Consider the following 21,985-nt stretch of genomic DNA (forward strand, 5'->3'; position numbering starts at 1 on the left):
GAGGCGCGCTGTGCCTGTCTGTTCTGTGGCGCAGGGAGGCTCTGCCGTCCGGCCCTGGGCGCAGGACGGGCGGGCTGCTGCGGCAGCTTGCTGGCACGCTCCCTGCATTAGCCTGCGGTATATGGGCCTGGTGCGGGTGTCGGCATGTTCAGGACCGTTTGGCCGCAGGCCGGGGAGGGTAAAGATGACGCAGCACCATGCCGCCAGCAGCGGCTTTTCCGAGTGCCTGACCTTTCGCCTGGGCAAAGAGGAGTACGGCATCGACATCCTGCGGGTGCAGGAGATCCGTTCCTATGAAACACCCACCCGCATCGCCCACGCCCCGGCGTTCATCAAAGGGGTGATCGATCTGCGCGGTGTGATTGTGCCCATCGTGGACCTGCGCCTCAAGCTGGCCTGTGCCAGCTCCGAGTACACGCCGTTCACGGTGGTGATCATCCTGAATGTGGCCCAGTCGATGATGGGCGTGGTGGTGGATGCCGTGGCCGACGTGGTGCAGATCCCGCACGAGGCGCTGCGACCCGCGCCGCAGTTCCAGGATTCGTCCCAGGTGGATGGGGCTTTCATCAAGGGCATTGCCAAGGTGGGCGAGCGCATGTTGATCGTGGTGGACATCGCCGCCATGCTGACAGCGCAGGACATGGGCGTGTTGCGCACGGCAGCGCACCCGGCCTGAAGCGCCGGTCGGCCCATCAACATTGGCATGGTGCGCCGCAGCGCCGTCATGGAATTGGATACACAACAGGGAGGGAAACATGCAGAACTGGAAGATATCAACGCGGCTGGCCGCAGCATTCGGGATGCTGGTGGTCTTGCTGCTGGGTGTGGCCGGCGCAGCGCTGCTGCAGCTGTCGACACTGAACGCTGTCACCAAACAGATCACCAGCAACAACCTGATCAGTGTGGAGCTGATCAACAAGCTGGGGGCCGACATGATCCAGGCGCGCTTGCTGGAGCTGCGCCATGTGTACAACGAGAGCCCGGAATACAAGGCCAGCATCGAGCAGCAGATGACCAAGCTGCAGGGCGACATGGATGACATCAAGGCCAGATATGCACCGCTGGTGGATTCCCCGGCCGAACGCAGCGCCTACGAAACCCTGCTGGCCCAGCGCAAGGAATATGTGGTGCTGATGGAGCGGCTGTTTCGGCTGTCGCGCAGCGGGGAGAGCGACAAGGCCCGCGAGTTCATGAACGGCGAGTCGCTCCAGCTCTACAACGCCTCGTCGGCCACGCTGGACACGCTGCTCGAAATCAATACCAACGATGCCAACAGTGAGTCGCGCAAGGCCGATGCCGCTTTTTCCAACGGCGTATGGGTGATGGGTGTGGCCGTGCTGCTGGCGCTGGCACTGTCCGTGACTGCGGGTCTCTGGATCACCCGTTCCATCCGCACACCGCTGCAGCGTGCCGTGGCGCTGGCCGACAGGGTGGCGGGCGGCGATCTGAGCAGCCGCATCGAGGTGCACACCACCGACGAGCTGGGCCAACTGTTCTCCGCCTTGCAGCGCATGCAGTCCAGTCTGGCAGAGACGGTCAGGGCAGTGCGCCGCAATGCCGAAGGCGTGGCCTCCGCCAGCAGCCAGATCGCCAACGGCAATGCCGATCTGTCCAGCCGCACCGAAGAGCAGGCCAGCTCGCTGGAAGAAACAGCGGCCTCCATGGAAGAGCTGGGCTCCACCGTGCGCCTGAATGCGGAGAATGCCCGCGAAGCCAACCAGCTGGCCCGCACTGCGGCCGATGTGGCGGTGCACGGCGGCGATGTGGTGGGCGAGGTGGTGACCACCATGCGCGGCATCAATGACAGCAGCCGCAAGATCGCCGACATCGTGGGGGTGATCGACTCCATTGCCTTCCAGACGAATATCCTGGCGCTGAACGCCGCCGTGGAAGCGGCCCGTGCTGGCGAGCAAGGCCGCGGTTTTGCCGTGGTGGCCAGCGAGGTGCGCTCGCTTGCCAGCCGCAGTGCCGCAGCGGCCAAGGAGATTGCGGCGCTGATTTCCGAAAGCGTGGGCCGGGTGGAGCAGGGCACGGTACTGGTTGACAAGGCCGGAAACACCATGGCCGAGGTGGTGGACTCCATCCAGAAGGTGACCGCCATCGTGGGCGAGATCAGCACCGCCAGCGCGGAACAGAGCCAGGGCGTGACCCAGGTGGGCGAGGCTGTGTCACAGATGGACACCGTCACCCAGCAGAATGCCGCCCTGGTGGAGGAAAGTGCCGCTGCGGCCGACAGTCTGCGCCGCCAGGCCCAGGAGCTGCTGCAGACGGTGGAGGTCTTCCGCCTGTCCGACAGTGAAGTGCACCATGGCGCTTCCAGCGCATCGGTGGCCTTCGCGGCAGTGCCGGCGCAGCCACCCAGTGTGGGATCGCGGGGGCGTGTGCTGGGGCTGGGGCTGCGCAAGAAGACCGCTGCCATGGCAGTGGCCACCGACGTGTTCTGAACGCCTGGGCCCGCAGTGGGCCCCGCCAACGTCCCTGGGCGTCCCTGGAGACTCTAACCAGCGCTGTGGCGCAGGGGGCTGTGGGCTTGCAGTTCCTGCAGATAGTGGGCCATGCCTTCGCCCTCGCGTTCCAGAAAATGCTCCACCGCATCGGCAAATGCCGGGTGGGCCAGCCAGTGGTAGCTGGCCGTGGCCACCGGCAGCAGGGCGCGTGCCATTTTGTGCTCGCCCTGGGCGCCGCCTTCAAATGCCGCCAGCCCGTGCTGGATGCACCACTGCAGCGGCTGGTAGTAGCAGGCTTCAAAGTGCAGGCAATCCACCCGCTCCAGCGCCCCCCAGTAGCGGCCATAGGCCGTGGCACCGTGCAGTGCGGCGGTGGGCGCTGGCAGGGCCAGATGCGCCAGCGTATCCGCAGCGCACGCTTCGCCATGGCGGTCGTTTGGGCCGGGTGTGGCATCCGCGCTGACCGCAATCAGGCTGCATGCCATGCGCTGGCCGCCGCGTGCTGCTACAAACAGCACCCAGTGGCCGGGCAGGTCCTGCGCCATGCGGGCGAAGAAGTCACGGCTCAGATACGGTGGGTTGCCATGTTCATGGTAGGTCTGGGCATAGCAGCGGTAGAAGAAGTCCCAGTCGGCCGCGCGGATCTGCCGCCCCGCCAGCACCTGGAACTGCACACCGGCCTGGGCCACGCGCTGGCGTTCCTGGCGGATTTTCTTGCGCTTGGCCTGCTGCAGCTGGGCCAGGAAATCATCGAAGTCGGCATAAGGGCCGCTCGTGGGGTTGCAGGCCGCTTCGGCAGGCGGGGCGTGAGGGGCCATGGAGAGGGGCGAGGACCGGTTTTGCCAGTGAAACTGCACGCCGGCGCGCGGCATCCAGCCCACTTGTTGCAGAGCGGCATGGTCTGCCGCATCCCCGAACAGCACATGGGCGGACGACAGCTGCTGTGCGGCACACCAGTCCTGCACGGCCTGCACCAGTTGCACACGCAGCGCGTCGCTGGCGGCCAGCAGCCGGCTGCCGGGCACGGGCGTGAAGGGCACGGCCACCACGGCCTTGGGGTAGTAGGCCAGGCCATGCTCGTGGTAGGCGCGGGCCCAGGCCATGTCGAACACATATTCACCCCAGGAGTGGGCCTTGAGGTACAGCGGGCAGGCGGCCACCAGTTGCTCGCCCTGCGGCCCGGTGTGCCACAGGGTGATGAAGTGCGCATCCCAGCCGGTTTCCCGCACGGCGCTGCCGCTGTCCTGCATGGCTGACAGGTAGGCGTGGCGCATGAAGGGGGTGGGGGTCATCTGCAGTGCCAACAGGGCATCCCAGGCCGTTGCTGCAATCTGCTGCACGGAGGTAAACACGCGGGTGATAATGGGCTTTTCAGTCATGCGGGGCGCAGGCAGGGTCTCGTTCCGCACAGTTTATGCAGGCCGCTTCGGCCCCAATGCCTTCCATGACGCTTTCTATTCGCATCGCCCAGCTGAATTTTGTCGTGGGCGATCTGCCCGGCAATGCCCAGAAAATCATCGATGCCGCCACCCAGGCCTATGCCGATGGTGCGCAGCTGCTGCTGACGCCCGAGCTGGCACTGAGCGGCTATGCGGCCGAAGACCTGTACCTGCGCCCGGCCTTCCAGGCGGCTTGTGACCGCGAACTGGAGCGCATCGCCCAGGCCACGCTGTCCTGGCCGGGTCTGGCGCTGGTGGTGGGGCACCCCACGGTGGTGGACTACCCTGAAGAGCGCCGCCGCTACAACACCGCCAGTGTGCTGCGCAGCGGTGTGGTGGAACGCAGCTACCACAAACAGTGCCTGCCCAATTACGGCGTGTTCGACGAGCAGCGCCACTTTGTGCCGGGTGACCGCAGCTGTGTCATCGATCTGGCCGGCGTGCGCGTGGGCCTGCTGATCTGCGAAGATGCCTGGCAGCCGGCACCCGCCATGGCCGCCAAGGCCGCCGGTGCCCAGTTGCTGGCGGTGCTCAATGCGTCGCCTTTCCACCACCACAAGCAGCAGGAGCGCGAGCGCGTGCTGGGCCAGCGCGCCGCCGAAACCGGCTTGCCGCTGGTCTACGCCCATCTGGTGGGGGGGCAGGATGAACTGATTTTTGACGGCGGCAGCGTGGCGGTGAGCGGGCAGGGCTCCGTGGTCGTGCGCGGGCCCTCGTTCCGTGAGAGCCTGGTGGCCCTGCGCGCCACGGTGGTCCAGGGGGCGGTGGAGCTGGCAGGCGACATTTGCCCGGAGCAGACGCCCGATGCCGCCCTGTGGGATGCCCTGGTGCTGGGCGTGCGCGATTACCTGGGCAAAAACCGTTTTCCCAGCGCCGTCCTGGGGCTGTCCGGTGGTATCGACTCCGCCCTGGTGCTGGCGATTGCCGTGGACGCGCTGGGCAAGGACAAGGTGCGCACGGTGATGATGCCTTCGCCCTACACGGCCGACATCAGCTGGATTGACGCCCGTGACATGGCCGAACGCCTGGGCGTGCGCTATGACGAAATCGCCATCGCACCGCAGTTCGAGGCCTTCAAGGCAGCACTGGCCAGCGACTTTGCCGGTCTGGCAGAAGACACCACCGAAGAGAATCTGCAGGCCCGCATTCGCGGCACGCTGCTGATGGCCTTGTCCAACAAGCATGGTTCCGTGGTGCTGACCACGGGCAACAAGAGCGAAATGGCCACCGGCTACTGCACGCTGTATGGCGACATGGCGGGCGGCTTTGCCGTGATCAAGGATGTGCTCAAGACCCGGGTGTTCGACTTGGCGCGCTGGCGCAATGCCAACGACCCTTACGGCACCGGTGCCAATCCGATTCCGGAACGCATCATCACCCGCCCGCCCAGCGCCGAGCTGCGCCCGGATCAGAAGGACCAGGACAGCCTGCCATCGTATGAGGTGCTGGATGCCATCATCGTCCGCTACATGGAAAATGACGAGCCTATGGCATCCTTGGTGGCCGACGGTTATCCTGCTGCGGATGTGGACCGGGTCACGCGGCTGATCCGCATCAACGAGTACAAGCGCCGCCAGGCGCCGGTGGGCATCCGTGTTTCGCCGCGCAGCTTCGGCAAGGACTGGCGCTACCCGATTACCAACGCGTTCCGGGCCTGAAGCCCGTGGGCGCACCGCAAATTTCACAACCTAGCTCTGGAGTAATCCCACTATGAAAATGATCACCGCCATCATCAAGCCGTTCAAGCTGGAAGAGGTGCGCGAGGCGCTGGCCGAATGCGGCGTGACGGGCTTGACTGTGACGGAGGTCAAGGGGTTTGGCCGTCAGAAAGGCCACACCGAGCTGTACCGCGGTGCGGAGTACGTGGTGGACTTTCTGCCCAAGGTGAAGATCGACGTGGTGGTGGCCACCGAAGATGTGGACCGCTGCGTGGATGCCGTGGTGGCCGCTGCCCGCACGGGCAAGATCGGTGATGGCAAGATCTTTGTCACCCCCGTGGAGCGTGTGGTGCGCATCCGCACCGGTGACCTGGACAACGCCGCCATCTGAGCCGGCGGCCTTTCCCGGCCAGCGGGTGTGGCGCTGGGCAGGCTTGCGCAGCTTTCAGCAGGGCCCATTGCTCCAGCCGGGCGCCCGCAGCGATCCCAAGCCGCGATCTCCAGCAGCGCGACCACTTTCCCATCAAAAAAGCAGCCCTGGGGCTGCTTTTTTTGTGCGGTCGGCGTGGGCGGTGGGGTCAGATCTTGCCGCGCAGGTTCTGGCTTTCGGGCGCCAGGCCCGCTTCTTCGACCAGGGCCTGCAGCAGTGCACCGATGTCGGTGCCATGGCGGATCAGGTCCATCTGCCAGGGGCCCATGAAGCCGCTGGCCACGCTGCTGTCCAGGAACTGCAGCATGTGGTCATAGTAGCCAGCGGTGTTCAGCAGGCCGATGGGCTTGTCGTGGTAGCCCAGCTGGCGCCAGGTCCAGACTTCAAAGAATTCCTCGAACGTGCCAATGCCGCCGGGCAGTGCCAGAAAGGCATTGCTGCGTTCGGCCATCATGGCCTTGCGCTCGTGCATATTGGCCACGATGTGCAGCTCGTCGCAGGCGGTGTTGGCCAGTTCCTTGTCGACCAGGGCCTGGGGAATCACCCCCACCACGCGGCCGCCGGCCTGGCGCGTGGCTTCGGCCACGGTGCCCATCAGGCCGGTGCGCCCGCCGCCATAGACCAGTTGGCCGCCCAGCTTGCCAATCCACTGGCCCACGGCAGTGGCGGCTTCGGTGTAGGCGGTGTTCTCTCCCGGGCGGGAGCCGCAGTAGACGCAGATCGAAAAAGCGGGGGTGTTGGTGGCGGTCATGCAAACAAAGCGGCGGCAAAGCGCGCGTACAAGGCAGAAACAAAAGCGGCGCCGCACAGCAGCAGGCTCAGCAGCACGGCGGCGCTGCCCATGTCCTTGGCGTTCTTGGACAGCTGGTGCCATTCCGGGCCGATGCGGTCGATGGCGGCTTCCACTGCGCTGTTGAGCAGTTCGGTGATCAGCACCAGCAGCACGGTGGCGGCCAGGAACATGCGCTCCAGCCAGCTCTGGCCCAGCCACAGCGCGAGGGGGAGCAGGGCGATGGCCAGGATGGCTTCGGTGCGGAAGGCTTTTTCCTTCCAGCCTGCGCGCAGGCCGGCCAGCGAATAGGCGCCGGCATGCAGGATGCGGGTGAGCCCGGTGCGCTGCTTCTGCGGGTTGTCAAAAGGTGTCGGTGCGGTCATGGCGTCGGGTGAAGCAAGGTGTCAGGACTGTACCGATATCAGGCGGGTTCCGGCCAGCACATCGTGCCAGAACTGGCGCTGCGGGTGAAAGCGGCTGAGCACGGCCCAGACCAGCACCCAGCCGCAGACCAGCACGGTGCTTTCGATGGCGGGCAGGTGAAACGGCGCCACGACGGCCAGCGGGGGCAGAAACCACAACCAGCACAGCGCGTAGCGGGCCAGGGCACGTACGCGGGTCAGCGGGCGGCCCTGGGGGTCGACCACCTGGATGCGCCAGGTCTTCATGGCCAGGGTCTGCCCACCGCGGGTCCAGAACCAGACAAAGTAGGCGCCAAACACCACGAACAGCACCACCTGCAGCACATGGGCGCTTTGTAGCGCCGGAATCAGCAGGCCCAGCATGCCGTGGATGAGTGCGGCAATGAAGAGCAGGGCAAACAGCAGCAGCCCTTCATAGAGCCAGCAGGCTAGGCGACGGCGCAGGCTGGGGGCTTGCAGGGCCAAGGGGGAGGTGGAGGGTGGTGCGGCGGTGTTCACGGACGGCGATCAAATTCCGGGCGGCCAGCGGCAGGGCGAACCGTTACGGCGCGTGCTGGAGCGGCATGGGGCATGCGCTGCAGCAGCACCGCGCCCGTCGGCAAGCGCCTCTGCGATGGGAGCGCGGGCAGGTCAGCCCTGCTTACTGGGGGGAGTGGATGGGAGGGAAGTCGGGGTGCGAGTGGCTGACGGAGGCATCTCTGTCGGTCACTTGCTCAACGGGTGCATTGTCACCCAAAGGCGGCAGGCTGATCACGGGGGCCGCCTGCGGGACCACCACCGGAGCAGTCTGCACCGGTGGGGGCGCCACGGGAGGGATCACCGGTGCCGCAGGTGCCGGCTGCTGGCGCACCGGCGGTTGGGGTGGCGGCAGCAGGATCTTGGGTGGGTTGGCCACGGTCTGCGGCGTGGTGCTGGCCGCGGGAATGGTGGCCAGCTTGCGTTTGGACTGCGGGCGCAGGGCTGTGGCGGCGCCCCGTGTCTTGGGGGCAGCTTTGGCGGCCAGGCGGCGCTTTTCCTCGGAGCTCAAAGCCTGGTAGGCATCCCACTTGGCTTGCAGATCCTCGGGCGAAAGCTGGCGGCTGGTGAAAAAGTTCAGGCGTGCCTGGTTGCGCTGCTGCACGCTCAGGCTGGACCAGGTCTGCATGCGCTGCTGCAGCTTTTCCTGGTCTTCGGGAGGCAATTGGTCAAATCCGTCGGCCAGGCTGATCCAGCGGCGCTTGGTCAGCTCGCCCATGGTGACCCAGCGCTCCTTGAGGGGAGCGAGCACTTCGCGCTGCACGCTTGTCAGCTCGTTCCAGCCGGGGCCAGAGCTGGCGCGCTGCAGGGTCTGGTGGGTGCCTGCCGACAGCGAGCGACGGGCCTTGCCGGAGGCCGAGGAGACGGACATCTCGGCCGGCACGGCGCTGGGCGCCATGCGCACCTGTGACACAACCCAGCCGCCGCCGATCGCCAGGCCCAACAACACAGCAGCCGCCACAGTGGTGGCGGCGCGGGTCAGGGTGGAGGAGGCGTTCAGTGGGCTGGTGGGCATGCAGGCAGAAAACTGGGCGTCAGTGCGCCGGGGTGGATGGGTTGCTTTGCAGGAACTGGATGAAGCCAGGGTCTGTGTAAGCGTCGGGCGGCAGGGCGTCGGTCAACAGCTCGGTGTCGAGCTCGGCCACTTCCAGGGTGGAGCTGGCATCTTGCTGCACGCCGATGAATGCAATGCCGGCCACCATGGCGGCAATGGGCAGGGCAGTGAGCGCATGGCGCAGCCACTGCGGCATCCAGCCCGACGGGCCGGTGCCCAGGGTCGCCGAGCCGTCGGCGCCCATCTGGACGCTGTGCAGGGTCGCTTCCTGTGCCGGGCGGGCGACGGTGCTGACGGCGCGCTTGCGCATGGACAGGGCCTGCTCCCGGGAGGCGCGCAGGCGCTCGGTCACGACATAGGGCAGATCGGCTTGACCGGCGCTCAGGCGTGCAGCGATCTTGCGGCCGAAACGATCGGCAACACTTTCGGTGGAGATGCTGGTGGTCATAACTCGATTCCTTTGGCCTTCAATGCCTTGCTGAGGGTCTGGATGGCGCGAAAACAGTGGGTTTTGACGCTCCCTTCGGAGCAGCCCATGGCCGCGGCCGTTTCTGCAACATCCATTTCCTCCCAGTAACGCATCAGGAAGGCCTCGCGTTGACGTGCTGGCAGTTCTTGTATCTCTTTTTCGATGCTCTGCAAAACCTGAGCGCGCTGTGTTGAATCTTCGGCGCTCTGCACGGTCTTTTGCGCAGTGTCGCTGGCATGACTTTCCAGCCAGTCGTAGCCATCGTCTTCGCCGTCGCGCTGCTCGAAGTCCCCGATGTTGGTGAACAGGGCATTGCGCGTCTTCTGGCGGCGGAACCAGTCCAGCGTGCTGTTGGACAGGATGCGCTGAAAGAGCATGGGCAGCTCTTCCGGCGGTTTGTCCCCGTAATGCTGGGTCAGCTTGATCATGCTGTCCTGCACGATGTCGAGTGCAGAGTCCTCGTCGCGCACGTGGAACACCGTGCGCTTGAAGGCACGTTTTTCCACGTCTTTGAGGAATTGGGACAGTTCTTGTTCAGTAGCCAAGGCAGGGGCCGCAAGGAAAGGCGAAGGCCGCATTGCGGCAAGGAGAAAACGTGATTATCGCATTTACATTTGAATTTTCGGCATGAACGGTACAAATGCGTGTTGCAGTGCGATAATGTTCGCTGCATTTCAAAAAGGCAAACGGGTCACGGTCCGGCGTCCACTCATGTCGCCCATGTCCTTGGTCCTAAGTCCTGAACCACTCCCACAAGGAGGCGGCCAGGGGCACCCAAGGTTTTTCGTTAGAGAAATTCACAAAGGTTGATCATGGAAATCTCCAAGGCCGAGCTGTCTTCTGCAGCGGCTGCTTCCACACAGGCGGGCACCCTGGAACTGATGGGCGCCGAAATTCTGGTCAAGGCCTTGCAGGCCGAAGGCGTCCAGCATCTGTGGGGCTACCCCGGCGGTGCGGTGTTGTACATCTACGACGCACTCTACAAACAAGATACGATTCAGCATGTGCTGGTGCGCCACGAACAGGCGGCCGTGCATGCGGCAGACGGCTTTGCCCGTGCAACGGGTGAAGTGGGCGTGGCGCTGGTCACCTCCGGCCCCGGCCTGACCAATGCGGTCACCGGCATTGCCACCGCTTACACCGACTCCATCCCTCTGGTAGTGATCAGCGGCCAGACCTCCACCAATTACATCGGTACCGACGCCTTCCAGGAATGCGACACCGTGGGCATCACGCGCCCGGTGGTCAAGCACAACTTCCTGGTCAAGGATGTGCGCGATCTGGCGGCCACCATGAAAAAGGCCTTCCACATCGCCCGCACCGGCCGTCCCGGTCCCGTGGTGGTGGACATCCCCAAGGATGTGTCCTTCAAGAAGGCGACGTACACCGGTTACCCGCAGAGCGTGGAGATGCGCTCCTACAACCCGGTGAAGAAGGGCCACTCCGGTCAGATCCGCAAGGCGCTGCAACTGCTGCTGACCGCCAAGCGCCCCTATATCTATACCGGTGGCGGCGTGTTGCTGGGCAATGCCTGCAACGAGTTGCGCCAGCTGGTGGACCTGCTGGGCTACCCCGTCACCCACACCCTGCTGGGCCTGGGGGCTTATCCGGCCAGCGACCGCAAGTTCCTGGGCATGCTGGGCATGCACGGCACCATCGAAGCCAACAACGCCATGCAGAACTGCGATGTGCTGCTGGCCGTGGGCGCCCGCTTCGATGACCGCGTGATTGGCAATCCCAAGCACTTCATGTCGGTGGAGCGCAAGATCATCCACATCGACATCGATCCTTCCTCCATTTCCAAGCGCGTGAAGGTGGATGTGCCCATCGTGGGCGACGTCAAGGATGTGCTGACCGAACTGATCGCCATGATCCGCGAAGGTGTTGCCAAGCCCGATGCGGCGGCCCTGGGACAGTGGTGGAGCACCATCGAAGGCTGGCGCGACCGCGACTGCCTGAAGTACGACCGTGGCAATGGCAACGTCATCAAGCCCCAGTACGTGGTGGAAACGCTGTGGAACCTGACCAAGGATGCCGACGCCTACATCACCTCCGATGTGGGGCAGCACCAGATGTGGGCTGCACAGTACTACCGCTTTGACGAGCCGCGCCGCTGGATCAACTCCGGTGGCCTGGGCACCATGGGGGTGGGCCTGCCCTACGCCATGGGCATCAAGCTGGCCAAGCCCGAATCCGAGGTGTTCTGCATCACCGGCGAAGGCTCGATCCAGATGAACATCCAGGAGCTGGCCACCTGCTTCCAGTACAACACGCCGGTGGTCATCTGTGCGCTGAACAACCGTTTCCTGGGCATGGTGCGCCAGTGGCAGGAGATCGAATACTCCGGTCGCTACAGCCACAGCTACATGGATTCGCTGCCCGACTTCGTCAAGCTGGCCGAGGCCTATGGCCACCGCGGCATGCTGATCGAAGATCCGGCCCAGGTCGAATCCGCGCTGCAGGAAGCGCGCCGCATCGTGCGTGAAGAGGGCAAGACCGTGTTCCTGGACTTCCGCACCGATCCGACGGAAAACGTCTTCCCCATGGTCCAGGCCGGCAAGGGCATCACCGAGATGCTGCTGGGCGCCGACGACCTGTAAGCCCTGCTCCGGAAAACCGGGTGGCTGCACACGCAGCGCCGGTTCCTGGAGGATGGCAGCGTGCCGCTACGGCAAGCCACTTTTTATTGACGAATCTATTGTCCGCCAAGCCTGGCACTTACCGGTGTCGGGGGAGGGCGGCGAAAAGAGGAATCTGGACCTATGAAACACATCATTGCCGTGCTGCTCGAAAACGAGCCCGGAGCCCTGTCGCGCGTGGTCGGCCTGTTCTCGGCCCGCGGCTACAACATCGAATCCCTGACCGTGGCGCCGACGGAAGATCCGTCGCTGTCGCGCATGACCATCCAGACCACCGGGTCGGACGACGTCATCGAGCAGATCACCAAGCACCTGAACCGCCTGATCGAGGTGGTGAAGGTGGTCGATCTGACCGAAGGCGCCTACACCGAGCGCGAGCTGATGATGGTCAAGGTGCGCGCCGTGGGCAAGGAGCGCGAAGAGATGAAGCGCATGGCCGACATTTTCCGTGGCCGCATCATCGACGTCACCGAAAAAAGCTACACCGTGGAGCTGACCGGCGACCAGTCGAAGAACGATGCCTTCCTGCAGGCCATCGACCGCACCGCCATTCTGGAAACCGTGCGCACCGGTGCCAGCGGCATCGGCCGCGGCGAACGCATCTTGCGCGTCTAAACCCTGTATTCCTGTATCTGTGGAGCGCTGCTGACGCGGCCATGACCGGGTTGTAAGCCTGGTCGTACACAATCCCCTTTTTTCGACCCAACACCTACCCCAACAAGCAACTGGAGCCAACCATGAAAGTTTTCTACGACAAAGACTGTGATCTGAGCCTGATCAAGGGCAAGACCGTGGCCATCATCGGCTATGGCAGCCAAGGCCATGCACATGCGCAAAACCTGAACGAATCCGGCGTGAACGTCGTGGTCGGTCTGCGCAAGGGCGGCGCCTCCTGGGACAAGGTCGGCAAGGCCGGCCTGAAGGTCATGGAAGTCAACGACGCCGTGAAGGCCGCTGACGTGGTCATGATCCTGCTGCCCGACGAGAACATCCCCGAGGTGTACAAGAACAACGTCGAGCCCAACATCAAGCAAGGCGCCATCCTGGCGTTCGCCCACGGCTTCAACGTGCACTACAACCAGGTGGTGCCCCGTGCCGACCTGGACGTGATCATGGTCGCCCCCAAGGGCCCAGGCCACACCGTGCGCTCCGAATACCTGAAGGGTGGCGGCGTGCCTTCCCTGATCGCCATCTACCAGGACAAGTCCGGCAAGGCCCGTGACGTGGCCCTGTCCTATGCCATGGCCAACGGCGGCGGCAAGGGTGGCATCATCGAAACCAACTTCAAGGAAGAAACCGAGACCGACCTGTTCGGCGAGCAGGCCGTGCTGTGCGGCGGCGCGGTGGAGTTGGTGAAGATGGGCTTCGAAACCCTGACCGAAGCCGGCTACGCCCCCGAAATGGCGTACTTCGAATGCCTGCACGAGCTGAAGCTGATCGTCGACCTGATGTACGAAGGCGGCATCGCCAACATGAACTACTCCATCTCGAACAATGCCGAGTATGGTGAGTACGTGACCGGCCCCGAAGTCATCAACGAAGAATCCCGCAAGGCCATGCGCAACGCCCTCAAGCGCATCCAGAGCGGTGAATACGCCAAGATGTTCATCAGCGAAGGCCGTCTGAACTATCCTTCGATGACCGCACGCCGTCGCCAGAACGCAGACCATGCCATCGAGCAGGTCGGTGGTCAGCTGCGTTCCATGATGCCTTGGATCTCCAAGAACAAGCTGGTCGACCAGTCCAAGAACTGATCGCGCTGCACCCGCCTGCTGCCGCAAGGCAGCGGGCGATCCGGTGCACGGCCAAGCCACCTGCAAAGGTGGCTTTTTTTATGCGTATGGCAGGCTGCGGCCATGGGCTGCTGCGGGCTGCCGCAGCACGGGTACACTGCACTCCGTCGCGCGCTGCCACAGGCATGCGCCTAAAATACTATGGTTTTGATAGCTGCCCGTGAAAGCGGTTGTGGCGTAGGAGATCAGTTTGATGCAAAACGAGAACGAATCCGGCGACGCCGTGGCCGTCAAGCCGCGCAGGCTGCGCAAGGGTATTTATGTGCTGCCCAACCTGTTTACGCTGGCTGCGCTGTTTGGAGGCTTTTATGCCATCGTCATGGCCATGAACAACCAGTTCGAATTGGCGGCCGTGGGCGTGTTCTGCGCCATGGTGCTGGACAGCCTGGACGGCCGCGTGGCGCGCATGACGCACACGCAAAGCGCGTTTGGCGAGCAGATGGATTCGCTGTCCGACATGGTGTCCTTCGGCGCTGCACCGGCGCTGATCGCCTATGAGTGGGCGCTGCGCCCGCTCGGCCGCTGGGGCTGGATTGCGGCCTTTGTGTACTGCGCCTGTGCGGCGCTGCGCCTGGCGCGCTTCAACGTGAACACGGGTGTGGTCGACAAGCGCTACTTCCAGGGCATGCCATCGCCTGCTGCCGCGGCCCTGGTGGCGGGTTTCATCTGGCTGACCAGTGCGCTGATGGTGTCGCACCGCGATGTGCCCATCTTCGGTGAGGTGATTTCCTGGTTTGGCGGCTACCCCACGGACCGCGCCGACCTGTCGTGGATCATGTTCGCCATCACCCTGTTCGCCGGCCTGACCATGGTCACCAACATTCCCTACTACAGCTTCAAGGACATCGGCGGCGCCAAGAGCGTGCCGTTTGTGAGTCTGGTGGTGGTGGCCTTGCTGATCGGGGTGGTCAGCATCGAGCCTGCCACCATGCTGTTCCTGATCTTCGTGGGCTACTCGATCTCCGGCTATGTGATCTACGTCTGGCGCCGCTCGCAGGGCCACCAGGTCAGCATCGTCTCCACGTCCAAGGACGAACCGGACGAGCGCGGTCTGCACCAGGATGATTGATCGTTACCAAAAAAATGCGGCTGTGCCGTGCCAGTTGTGCTAAAGTGACTCGCATGCAAAACCTGTCGCTAGCTCTACTAATCTTCATGTCCAACGGGCAGAGCCAGTAGCGCGCGCGTACAACCACCTACTTCCACGGCCCGTCAGCACCAGCGACGGGCCGTTTTGTTTTTTGAAGTCGCTGGGAAGCAGGCCACTTTTCTTGAGTCACTAAAGAAAGATCTCTTCGATGTTGCAGAATCCCGCCACCAAATACCGCCCCTTCGCTCCCGTGCGCTTGACCGGCCGCACATGGCCTGATGCGGTGATCTCCAAGCCACCGGTCTGGTGCAGCGTGGACCTGCGTGATGGCAACCAGGCGCTGATTGAGCCCATGGACATCGAACGCAAGATCCGCATGTTCGAACAGCTGGTGAAAATCGGCTTCAAGGAAATCGAAGTGGGCTTCCCTTCGGCTTCGCAGATCGAATTCGACTTCATGCGCAAGCTCATCGAGGAAAACCGCATCCCCGATGACGTCACCGTGCAGGTGCTGACCCAGGCGCGTGAACACCTGGTGCGCCGCACCTTTGAAGCGCTGGAAGGCGTGCCCCGTGCCATCGTCCACCTCTACAACGCCACGGCCCCCGTGATGCGCCGTGTGGTGCTGAACATGAGCGAAGACGAAATCGTCGAACTGGCCACCACCAATGCGCAGATGTTCTCGGACATTGCCGCCACCTACCCCCAGACGAAGTGGACCTTCCAGTACTCGCCCGAGATGTATTCGGACACCGAGCTGGAATTCTCCAAGCGCGTGATCGATGCCGTGACCGCCGTGTGGAAGCCCACACCGCAGAACAAGTGCATCATCAACCTGCCGACCACGGTAGAGCACTCCACGCCCAATATCTTTGCCGACATGGTGGAGTGGACGCACCGCCACATCGAGCGCCGCGACAGCGTGGTGCTGTCGGTACACCCGCACAATGACCGCGGTACCGGCACCGCCACGGCGGAACTGGCCCTGATGGCGGGTGCGGATCGCCTGGAAGGCTGCCTGTTCGGCAATGGCGAGCGCACCGGCAACCTGGACGTGGTGAATGTGGCCCTGAATATGTACATCCAGGGTGTGAACCCGGGGCTGGATTTCTCCGACATCGACGGCATCCGCGCCACGGTGGAGCACTGCAACCAGCTTCCCGTGCACCCACGCCACCCGTATGTGGGCGATCTGGTCTACACCTCGTTCTCGGGCTCGCACCAGGATGCCATCAAGAAAGCGTTCGCCGCATACCGGGATGGCGAGATCTGGGACATGCCTTATCTGCCCATCGACCCCAAGGACCTGGGCCGCAGCTACGAAGCCGTGATCCGCGTGAACAGCCAGTCGGGCAAGGGCGGCATCGCTTACCTGCTCGAAAGCGAATACGGCCTGCAATTGCCCCGCCGCCTGCAGATCGAATTCAGCCAGGTGGTGCAGCGCGAGATGGACGCTTCGGGCAAGGAACTCACCGCTGCCGACCTGTGGTCGCTGTTCCAGCGTGAATACGGTCTGGGCGATTTCCGTACCCCCCAGTACCGGCTGCAGGAAGACGATGGTGTGGTGACCCTGTCGGCCGCTATGGACTGGGAAGGCCAGCGCCTGGAGCTGGAAGGTGAAGGCACCGGCCCGATCGATGCCTTTGTGCAGGCACTGAGCAATGCCGTGGGCCGTTCCGTGCGCGTGCTGAACTACAGCGAACACGCTGTGGGTGAGGGTGCCAATGCCCAGGCCATTGCCTATGTGGAAGTGCGGGTGGATGACTCCGAGGTGGTGCACGGCGTGGGCAAGGATGCCAACATTGTTTCCGCCTCGATCCGCGCCATTCTGTCGGGCCTGCGCCGTGCCCCCCAAGGGCAGCCTGTGGCCGCCTGATCCTGTTGAGATGGGCCCCGGACGGAGGGAATGGCCAGTGGTCTATAACCCTCTGTCAAGCCCTGCCATTTTTGCCTGGCAGGGCTTTTTTACGTGGGCAACCAGTCTGTATGCGAAGTGTGCGCTTCGGTTTTACAAAAAAACAGGATGCAAAAATTTGTACCAAGAATATAATTTGATAAACGTCATGCGGACTTGAGTGCAAGTTACTGATTTACTTGTATTTTTGCGCTGCAGCATCCCAATTTCTTAGCCGCCTGGAGCATTGAATGCATCCCCCCAGCCGATCCGCACACGGCCGTATTGCCCAAGCACTGGCTTTTCTCACCATTTCCTGTGCGTTGTCCGTACAGGCGGCCCCCAGCAAACAGCCTGCCAAGAAGCAAGTGTCTACTACGGCTTCCAAGCGCGCCGCAGCCAAGGACGAGCCCCGCAAGCGTGTGGTGGTCAAGGTCGAACGCCAGAAGGCCGTGGTGGCCAAAGCTGCTCCGCGTGGCAAGGTCGCCCGCAGCGCCAAGGCCCCGGTGCGTGCCGCTGCCGCGACGGCTGCCGTGGCCACGGCCGCCGCAGTGGCCCGTCCTTCCTTTGGCCAGATTGCCGGCCTGCACATGGTGAACGATCCACTGGACCTGAAGTCCAGTGTGGCCCTGGTGGTGGACCAGGACACCAAGGAAGTGCTGCTGAGCAAGAACGACCATGCGGTGCTGCCCATTGCCTCGCTGACCAAGCTGATGACGGGCTTGCTGATCTCCGAAGCCAAGCTGCCCATGGACGAGCAGATCACCATCACCCAGGATGATGTGGACACCGAAAAGCACAGCAGCTCCCGCCTGCGGGTGGGCACCACGCTGACGCGTGGCGAGATGATGCACCTGGCGCTGATGTCCAGCGAAAACCGCGCTGCCCATGCCCTGGGCCGCAGCTATCCCGGTGGCCTGCAGGCTTTTGTGCGCCAGATGAATGCCAAGGCCAAGCTGCTGGGCATGAACGATACCCGCTATATCGAGCCGACCGGCCTGTCCAGCAGCAACCAGTCCAGTGCCCATGATCTGGCCGTGCTGGTGAATGTGGCCCATGCCGATCCGCTGCTGCGCGAGCTGTCCACGTCGCCCGGTTTCGAGGTGGCGGTGGGCAACCGCATGATGCAGTTCAACAATACCAACCGCCTGGTCAAGAGCGACAACTGGGACATCGGTCTGCAAAAGACCGGTTACATCTCGGAAGCGGGCCGCTGCCTGGTGATGCAGGCCAGGGTCTCGGGGCGCAAGCTGATCATGGTGTTCCTGGATTCGGCCGGCCGTTTCAGCCGCCTGGGCGACGCCGAGCGCGTGCGCAGCTGGGTGGAGTCCATGGGCCCCCACGCAGCACGCACCACCACGGCCGCCCACATCAAGGGCTGAGCCAGGCGCCCGTGCTGCAGTGCACGGGTAGCTCCTCCGAAAAGGGACCGCAAGGTCCCTTTTTTGTGCGCTGCACAACGGTACTGGAGAGCGTTGTGTTGCTGCCCGATTCGGCCTTTACCCCAATCCATGAGGTGGTTGGCTGCTCTTGATTTGGGAGTGTGGGGGCGTTCAAAGGGATGCACAGCCTGCCCGTGCACTTACCACCACCACCCGCAGGTGCGGGCGAGCGTGCGAAAATAGGGCATTAGTGCGCTGCAGGCACACAACCAGACGAACAAGCCGTCCTGCATGCCCATCCCCGGCGTCCGCGCCGGGGCCAACACGGACCGAACATGACAAGCTACAACGCCCCTTTTGAAATTCACGTCCACGGCCAGGTGGTGGTGCGTGCCGATGTCACATTCGAGCAGCTGCAAGAAGCGCTCAAGCCGCTGTGGGCCTATGCCGGCGCACGCTCGCTGACCGATGGCGCCAGCAGTTCCTATGACGAGGAGCCCGGCATCCAGTTCAATGCCAAGGAGCATGTGCTGCAGATGTGCTGGACGGTGTCGGGTGACGAGGATTTCCGCCAGGCGCTGGACGATATGTGCATGGGCCTGAACGAGCTGGCCGAGCAGGGCGCAGCCATCGAGGTGACGTTCTATGACGCCGAGTTCGACGAAGAGGAAGAGGCGCCCGGCACCCAGTCGCGCGACGACTTCGTGATGCTGTTCGTCGGCCCCAACCCGGCCGCCATCATGCAGGTGCAGCGCGATCTGCTGGTGCAGGACGTGATCAACATGATGGAGCGCCACTTTGACGCCAGCGAGCTGGGCGGCGTAGTGGGCGAGATCGACAAGCTGTTCACGCAGCGCTTTGACAGCTTGGTGAACTCGCTGGAGCTAGGCAAGCCACCGCGCGGCCCTGGCAGCGGGGGCGCCGCAGGCGGTCATGGTGGCAACGGCCGCCGTCCGCGCCACCTGCACTGATCTTTCGTTTTTTTGTCTTGGATCCACCGGCTGCATGGCGCCTGTACCAGGTGCCCTACAGCCGGTGGCCGTTTGTGAGATGACCACTTCCGCATTCACTCCCTTGCCCTATCTGTCGGCCTACCCGGCGACGCTGCAGGACCAGGTGCGTGCGTTGATGGCCCAGCCCCAGGGCGTGCGCGACTGGTTGCTGCGCCGGCATCCGCACGCCCACCAGCTGCGTACCGACAAGGCCTTGTATGGCTATGTGGACGATCTGAAGAATGACCATCTGCGCAAGGCCGGCACCATCCACAAGGTGGTGTACGACAACAAGGTGCACATCGTGCGCAATGCACTCGGCACGCACACGCGCCGCTCCGTGGTGCAAGGCAGCCGGTTGAATACCCGCCATGAAATCCGCATCGCCGCGCTGTTCCGCCAGGCTCCCGAGGCCTTTCTGCGCATGATCACCGTGCACGAGTTGGCCCACTTGCGCGAGCTGGACCATGACAAGGCCTTCTACAAGCTGTGCACCTACATGGAGCCGAACTACCACCAGTACGAATTCGAGGTGCGTGTCTATCTCAGCCATGTGGAGGTGGGCGGTGACAAGCTGTGGGGTGGAGAAACCGACCTGGCTTGATCGCAGCCGTTCCAGCACCTGATGCCGCGGTGCATGCCGCAGTCCGGGCTGGCGCCATGGACGGCGTGGCGTGTGGGGCCTGCTGCAGGCCATCGACAGCCTGAATCTTCACTACAGGCGTGTGCCCTCCGCCGGCAGGGCCATCACTCAGCGCGTCGGCAGGGGCTGCGTATGCAGCGGCACATCGACCGTGCGGCAGCAGTGGGCCGGCAGGTCCAGCCAGCGCAGGGCAGCGGACTGCAGTGCACCCAGCTGGCCGGTGGTCATCAGCTGGATCTGCGCGGGGCCGGCCAGTGCATCGGGGTGGGCGCTGGCCGGCCCCGGTGCCAGCGTGCCGGCCTGGGCCAGGATGCGGCGGGTCTGCCGTGCCACGGGGGCGCCGGTGTCCACCAGCTGCACCTCGGGCCCCAGCAGGGCGCGCAGATCGTCCTTGGCAAAGATGTAATGGGTACAGCCCAGCACCAGGGTGTCGATCTGCCCGGTCTTGACGCCAAAGGTGCCGAGGGCGCCGGTGTAGCGCGCGCACAGGGCTCTGATCTCGGTGGCGCTGGCATCTTCGGGGGGCGGTGCTTCCGTGCTCACTTCGATCGCGCGGGCCAGACCGTCGCAGGCCTGCACATGGAACTGGGCGCGGCCGCCGTGTTCGGCCACTAGGCGGGCAAAGCGCTGGCTGTTGACGGTGCCGCGCGTGGCGATCACCCCCACCTGGTGGGTCTGGCTGGACAGCGAGGCGGGCTTGAGGGCCGGCTCCACCCCAATCAACGGCAGATCGGGCATTTCGGCGCGCAGCAGCTCCACCGCAGCCGCCGTGGCGGTGTTGCAGGCTATCACCAGCGCCTTGATGCCGTAATGCCGCCGCATGTGCTGCGCCACGGTGCGGGTGCGGGCGATGACAAAGGCATCGCCGCGCTCGCCGTAGGGGGCATTGCCGCTGTCGGCCAGGTAGACGAACTGTTCGTGGGGCAGCTCATGGCGCAAGGCCTGCAGCACGCTGAGGCCGCCAATGCCGCTGTCGAACACACCGATGGGGGCGGGGGAGGTGGAAAGCGGGGAGGAGACCATGGTGGGGGACGGTGTGCGTGGCGTTCGGAACACGGCAGTATGCACGCTTGCCGAGGGGGATGAAGACAAGGCTGGCCCATGGGCCGGTGCGCAGGGCGGACTATGTCTGGCCTGCGGGTGGTGAGTGGGTGCTGGCGTGCGCTTACCGCGGACCGCTGCCCGGTGCCTGCAGCCGGTACAGCACATGGGTGCGCAGCGGGTGGCCTATCGCCAGGGCCGGGTGTTCGAACGTGGCGGCATCGCGCTGCATGCCCAGGCGTTGCATCAGCGCCTGCGAGCGCTGGTTGCCGATGGTGGTGAAGGCCACCACCTCGGGCAGGTGCAATGGGCCAAAGGCAAAGTCCAGTACGGCGCGGGCGGCCTCAGCGGCCAGGCCTTGGCCCCACCAGGGGCGGGCCAGGCGCCAGCCGATTTCCACGCAGGGCGCAAAAGGCAGGTCTGCGCTGGGAACGTTCAGTCCCACAAAACCGATGAACTGGCGCGTCTCCAGGTGCTCGACGGCCCAGAAGCCCCAACCCTGGCGCGCGATGCGCCGGTTGATCTCATCGGCCAGGGCATTGCTTTGCGCGGTGCTCAAAGGGGAAGGAAAGTGGCGCATCACCTCGGCATCGGCCGTCAGCGCCGCAAAGGCCGGCCAGTCAGCCGGTTGCCAGGGGCGCAGCCGCAGGCGTGCGGTCAGCAGGACCTGGGGCTGTTGGGCAAAGCGGGCAGTGTGCGGTGGCATGGGGCAAGGCTTACGTCGGGGTGTCGGGATCGTCTGGCACGCTGGCGCCGCAGCTGGGGCAGAACTGGTGCTGGTGGTCGACGGCATGGCCGAGAGGGCACTGGCGCAGCCGCAGCAGGTGCGGCATGCGCCAGGCGGAATAGAAGATGCACAGCGCCACGGCATAGAACAGCATGCCATGGCCGGTGAAAGCGCGCAGACTGCCCCATTCGGATGTCTTGTCCTTTGCAATGCTGACAAAGAAGTTGGCAAAGGCATAGGCGAACAGCAGGCCAATGGCGACACGCATCCACAACGGGCAGCCCGCCAGCACCCGCTGCCACGAAAACTGCTTGCGCCCACCGGGGCTGATGCGCTGGGCAATCAGCACCGCCGGAACCCAGGCCGCAAACATGCCGCCGATCAGCAACTTTGCATGTTCCCGGGCCAGGGGCTGGAGCAGCCCGGGCATGTGGCCTGTCCAGGCGGCCAGGTGCAGGGAAAAGCTCAGTACCAAGCCGGTGGCGGACAAGGCCATCAAGGGCCACAGAAAAACATGCATGGAACAGTGAGAGGACAAACGGGTTGGGATGGTGCCGGCAGTGCTGCCATTGCCGCC

At 64.1% G+C, this 21,985-nt stretch carries 22 protein-coding genes; 12 read left to right on the forward strand and 10 right to left on the reverse strand.

Features of this window, described 5'->3' with window-relative positions:
- Positions 1-184: 184 nt before the first annotated feature.
- Entirely contained in the window at positions 185-676 is a 492-nt protein-coding gene (locus tag KW830_RS17260; protein WP_218333855.1) for a chemotaxis protein CheW, read from the forward strand.
- A gap of 79 nt (positions 677-755) precedes the next feature.
- Positions 756-2,444, forward strand: coding sequence for a methyl-accepting chemotaxis protein (locus KW830_RS17265; protein ID WP_218333856.1), 1,689 nt, complete (start codon positions 756-758; stop codon positions 2,442-2,444).
- A 53-nt stretch (positions 2,445-2,497) separates the two neighbouring features.
- On the opposite strand, the gene KW830_RS17270 is transcribed toward KW830_RS17265, so the two are convergent.
- Positions 2,498-3,826, reverse strand: a complete 1,329-nt coding sequence (locus KW830_RS17270; RefSeq protein ID WP_218333857.1) for a GNAT family N-acetyltransferase — start codon at positions 3,824-3,826, stop codon at positions 2,498-2,500.
- 65 nt (positions 3,827-3,891) lie between these two features.
- On the opposite strand from KW830_RS17270, the gene KW830_RS17275 reads away from it, so the two are divergent.
- Both KW830_RS17275 and KW830_RS17280 read left to right on the forward strand, forming a co-directional pair.
- Positions 3,892-5,544, forward strand: coding sequence for an NAD+ synthase (locus tag KW830_RS17275; RefSeq protein ID WP_218333858.1), 1,653 nt, complete (start codon positions 3,892-3,894; stop codon positions 5,542-5,544).
- A 52-nt stretch (positions 5,545-5,596) separates the two neighbouring features.
- Positions 5,597-5,935, forward strand: a complete 339-nt coding sequence (locus KW830_RS17280; RefSeq protein WP_066535662.1) for a P-II family nitrogen regulator — start codon at positions 5,597-5,599, stop codon at positions 5,933-5,935.
- A 187-nt stretch (positions 5,936-6,122) separates the two neighbouring features.
- On the opposite strand, the gene KW830_RS17285 is transcribed toward KW830_RS17280, so the two are convergent.
- From KW830_RS17285 to KW830_RS17310, 6 genes are all read right to left on the reverse strand, one after another.
- Positions 6,123-6,725: a TIGR00730 family Rossman fold protein gene (locus tag KW830_RS17285; protein ID WP_066535660.1), complete on the reverse strand. Its 603-nt coding sequence runs from the start codon at positions 6,723-6,725 to the stop codon at positions 6,123-6,125.
- A complete protein-coding gene (locus tag KW830_RS17290) occupies positions 6,722-7,129 on the reverse strand; it encodes a diacylglycerol kinase (protein ID WP_066535657.1) in 408 nt (135 codons plus the stop codon). Before KW830_RS17290 ends, KW830_RS17285 begins: the two co-directional genes overlap by 4 nt.
- 21 nt (positions 7,130-7,150) lie before the next feature.
- Positions 7,151-7,666 (reverse strand): RDD family protein, encoded by a 516-nt coding sequence (locus KW830_RS17295; RefSeq protein WP_066535651.1) that lies wholly within the window; start codon positions 7,664-7,666, stop codon positions 7,151-7,153.
- A 142-nt stretch (positions 7,667-7,808) separates the two neighbouring features.
- Positions 7,809-8,699: a DUF3106 domain-containing protein gene (locus KW830_RS17300; protein WP_083520397.1), complete on the reverse strand. Its 891-nt coding sequence runs from the start codon at positions 8,697-8,699 to the stop codon at positions 7,809-7,811.
- Positions 8,700-8,718: 19 nt separating this feature from the next.
- Complete coding sequence (locus KW830_RS17305; protein ID WP_066535648.1) at positions 8,719-9,186, reverse strand: DUF3619 family protein; 468 nt, start codon at positions 9,184-9,186, stop codon at positions 8,719-8,721.
- Positions 9,183-9,752, reverse strand: coding sequence for an RNA polymerase sigma factor (locus KW830_RS17310; protein ID WP_066535637.1), 570 nt, complete (start codon positions 9,750-9,752; stop codon positions 9,183-9,185). Before KW830_RS17310 ends, KW830_RS17305 begins: the two co-directional genes overlap by 4 nt.
- A gap of 267 nt (positions 9,753-10,019) precedes the next feature.
- On the opposite strand from KW830_RS17310, the gene KW830_RS17315 reads away from it, so the two are divergent.
- From KW830_RS17315 to KW830_RS17350, 8 genes are all read left to right on the forward strand, one after another.
- Positions 10,020-11,807, forward strand: a complete 1,788-nt coding sequence (locus KW830_RS17315; RefSeq protein WP_218333859.1) for an acetolactate synthase 3 catalytic subunit — start codon at positions 10,020-10,022, stop codon at positions 11,805-11,807.
- A 162-nt stretch (positions 11,808-11,969) separates the two neighbouring features.
- Positions 11,970-12,461 carry an acetolactate synthase small subunit gene (gene ilvN, locus KW830_RS17320; RefSeq protein ID WP_066535634.1) on the forward strand — a complete coding sequence of 164 codons (492 nt, stop codon included), beginning with the start codon at positions 11,970-11,972 and terminating at the stop codon, positions 12,459-12,461.
- A gap of 122 nt (positions 12,462-12,583) precedes the next feature.
- Positions 12,584-13,600: a ketol-acid reductoisomerase gene (ilvC, locus tag KW830_RS17325; RefSeq protein WP_066535630.1), complete on the forward strand. Its 1,017-nt coding sequence runs from the start codon at positions 12,584-12,586 to the stop codon at positions 13,598-13,600.
- A 232-nt stretch (positions 13,601-13,832) separates the two neighbouring features.
- Positions 13,833-14,708: a CDP-diacylglycerol--serine O-phosphatidyltransferase gene (pssA, locus tag KW830_RS17330; RefSeq protein WP_066535628.1), complete on the forward strand. Its 876-nt coding sequence runs from the start codon at positions 13,833-13,835 to the stop codon at positions 14,706-14,708.
- 229 nt (positions 14,709-14,937) lie between these two features.
- Positions 14,938-16,605, forward strand: coding sequence for a 2-isopropylmalate synthase (leuA, locus tag KW830_RS17335; protein ID WP_066535620.1), 1,668 nt, complete (start codon positions 14,938-14,940; stop codon positions 16,603-16,605).
- Positions 16,606-16,874: 269 nt separating this feature from the next.
- The gene (gene pbpG, locus KW830_RS17340; protein WP_066535617.1) at positions 16,875-18,005 is read left to right on the forward strand and encodes a D-alanyl-D-alanine endopeptidase; all 1,131 of its coding nucleotides are present in this window, start codon (positions 16,875-16,877) and stop codon (positions 18,003-18,005) included.
- Between the two features lie 335 nt (positions 18,006-18,340).
- The gene (locus tag KW830_RS17345; protein WP_066535611.1) at positions 18,341-18,976 is read left to right on the forward strand and encodes a DUF6806 family protein; all 636 of its coding nucleotides are present in this window, start codon (positions 18,341-18,343) and stop codon (positions 18,974-18,976) included.
- A gap of 79 nt (positions 18,977-19,055) precedes the next feature.
- Entirely contained in the window at positions 19,056-19,601 is a 546-nt protein-coding gene (locus KW830_RS17350) for a M48 family metallopeptidase (RefSeq protein WP_066535606.1), read from the forward strand.
- Positions 19,602-19,748: 147 nt separating this feature from the next.
- Here the strand turns inward: KW830_RS17350 and murI are convergent, their stop codons facing one another.
- The 3 genes from murI to KW830_RS17365 all read right to left on the reverse strand — a co-directional run bounded on the left by murI (position 19,749) and on the right by KW830_RS17365 (position 21,928).
- Entirely contained in the window at positions 19,749-20,663 is a 915-nt protein-coding gene (murI, locus tag KW830_RS17355; RefSeq protein WP_218333860.1) for a glutamate racemase, read from the reverse strand.
- Between the two features lie 142 nt (positions 20,664-20,805).
- Positions 20,806-21,387, reverse strand: coding sequence for a GNAT family N-acetyltransferase (locus tag KW830_RS17360; RefSeq protein WP_066535602.1), 582 nt, complete (start codon positions 21,385-21,387; stop codon positions 20,806-20,808).
- A gap of 10 nt (positions 21,388-21,397) precedes the next feature.
- Entirely contained in the window at positions 21,398-21,928 is a 531-nt protein-coding gene (locus KW830_RS17365) for a hypothetical protein (protein ID WP_225608561.1), read from the reverse strand.
- Positions 21,929-21,985 lie beyond the last annotated feature (57 nt).

Origin of the sequence: Comamonas sp. CMM03 (genome assembly GCF_019218715.1) — a bacterium.
GTDB lineage: Bacteria > Pseudomonadota > Gammaproteobacteria > Burkholderiales > Burkholderiaceae_C > Comamonas > Comamonas terrigena.

What these genes read in the sequence shown, in the direction of transcription:
- KW830_RS17260 (WP_218333855.1), top strand. Translation starts at nt 185, where the DNA reads ATGACGCAGCACCATGCCGCCAGCAGCGGCTTTTCCGAGTGCCTGACC.
- KW830_RS17265 (WP_218333856.1), top strand. Translation starts at nt 756, where the DNA reads ATGCAGAACTGGAAGATATCAACGCGGCTGGCCGCAGCATTCGGGATG.
- KW830_RS17270 (WP_218333857.1), bottom strand. Translation starts at nt 3,826, where the DNA reads ATGACTGAAAAGCCCATTATCACCCGCGTGTTTACCTCCGTGCAGCAG.
- KW830_RS17275 (WP_218333858.1), top strand. Translation starts at nt 3,892, where the DNA reads ATGACGCTTTCTATTCGCATCGCCCAGCTGAATTTTGTCGTGGGCGAT.
- KW830_RS17280 (WP_066535662.1), top strand. Translation starts at nt 5,597, where the DNA reads ATGAAAATGATCACCGCCATCATCAAGCCGTTCAAGCTGGAAGAGGTG.
- KW830_RS17285 (WP_066535660.1), bottom strand. Translation starts at nt 6,725, where the DNA reads ATGACCGCCACCAACACCCCCGCTTTTTCGATCTGCGTCTACTGCGGC.
- KW830_RS17290 (WP_066535657.1), bottom strand. Translation starts at nt 7,129, where the DNA reads ATGACCGCACCGACACCTTTTGACAACCCGCAGAAGCAGCGCACCGGG.
- KW830_RS17300 (WP_083520397.1), bottom strand. Translation starts at nt 8,699, where the DNA reads ATGCCCACCAGCCCACTGAACGCCTCCTCCACCCTGACCCGCGCCGCC.
- KW830_RS17305 (WP_066535648.1), bottom strand. Translation starts at nt 9,186, where the DNA reads ATGACCACCAGCATCTCCACCGAAAGTGTTGCCGATCGTTTCGGCCGC.
- KW830_RS17315 (WP_218333859.1), top strand. Translation starts at nt 10,020, where the DNA reads ATGGAAATCTCCAAGGCCGAGCTGTCTTCTGCAGCGGCTGCTTCCACA.
- ilvN (WP_066535634.1), top strand. Translation starts at nt 11,970, where the DNA reads ATGAAACACATCATTGCCGTGCTGCTCGAAAACGAGCCCGGAGCCCTG.
- ilvC (WP_066535630.1), top strand. Translation starts at nt 12,584, where the DNA reads ATGAAAGTTTTCTACGACAAAGACTGTGATCTGAGCCTGATCAAGGGC.
- pssA (WP_066535628.1), top strand. Translation starts at nt 13,833, where the DNA reads ATGCAAAACGAGAACGAATCCGGCGACGCCGTGGCCGTCAAGCCGCGC.
- leuA (WP_066535620.1), top strand. Translation starts at nt 14,938, where the DNA reads ATGTTGCAGAATCCCGCCACCAAATACCGCCCCTTCGCTCCCGTGCGC.
- pbpG (WP_066535617.1), top strand. Translation starts at nt 16,875, where the DNA reads ATGCATCCCCCCAGCCGATCCGCACACGGCCGTATTGCCCAAGCACTG.
- KW830_RS17345 (WP_066535611.1), top strand. Translation starts at nt 18,341, where the DNA reads ATGACAAGCTACAACGCCCCTTTTGAAATTCACGTCCACGGCCAGGTG.
- KW830_RS17350 (WP_066535606.1), top strand. Translation starts at nt 19,056, where the DNA reads ATGACCACTTCCGCATTCACTCCCTTGCCCTATCTGTCGGCCTACCCG.
- murI (WP_218333860.1), bottom strand. Translation starts at nt 20,663, where the DNA reads ATGGTCTCCTCCCCGCTTTCCACCTCCCCCGCCCCCATCGGTGTGTTC.
- KW830_RS17360 (WP_066535602.1), bottom strand. Translation starts at nt 21,387, where the DNA reads ATGCCACCGCACACTGCCCGCTTTGCCCAACAGCCCCAGGTCCTGCTG.
- KW830_RS17365 (WP_225608561.1), bottom strand. Translation starts at nt 21,928, where the DNA reads ATGCATGTTTTTCTGTGGCCCTTGATGGCCTTGTCCGCCACCGGCTTG.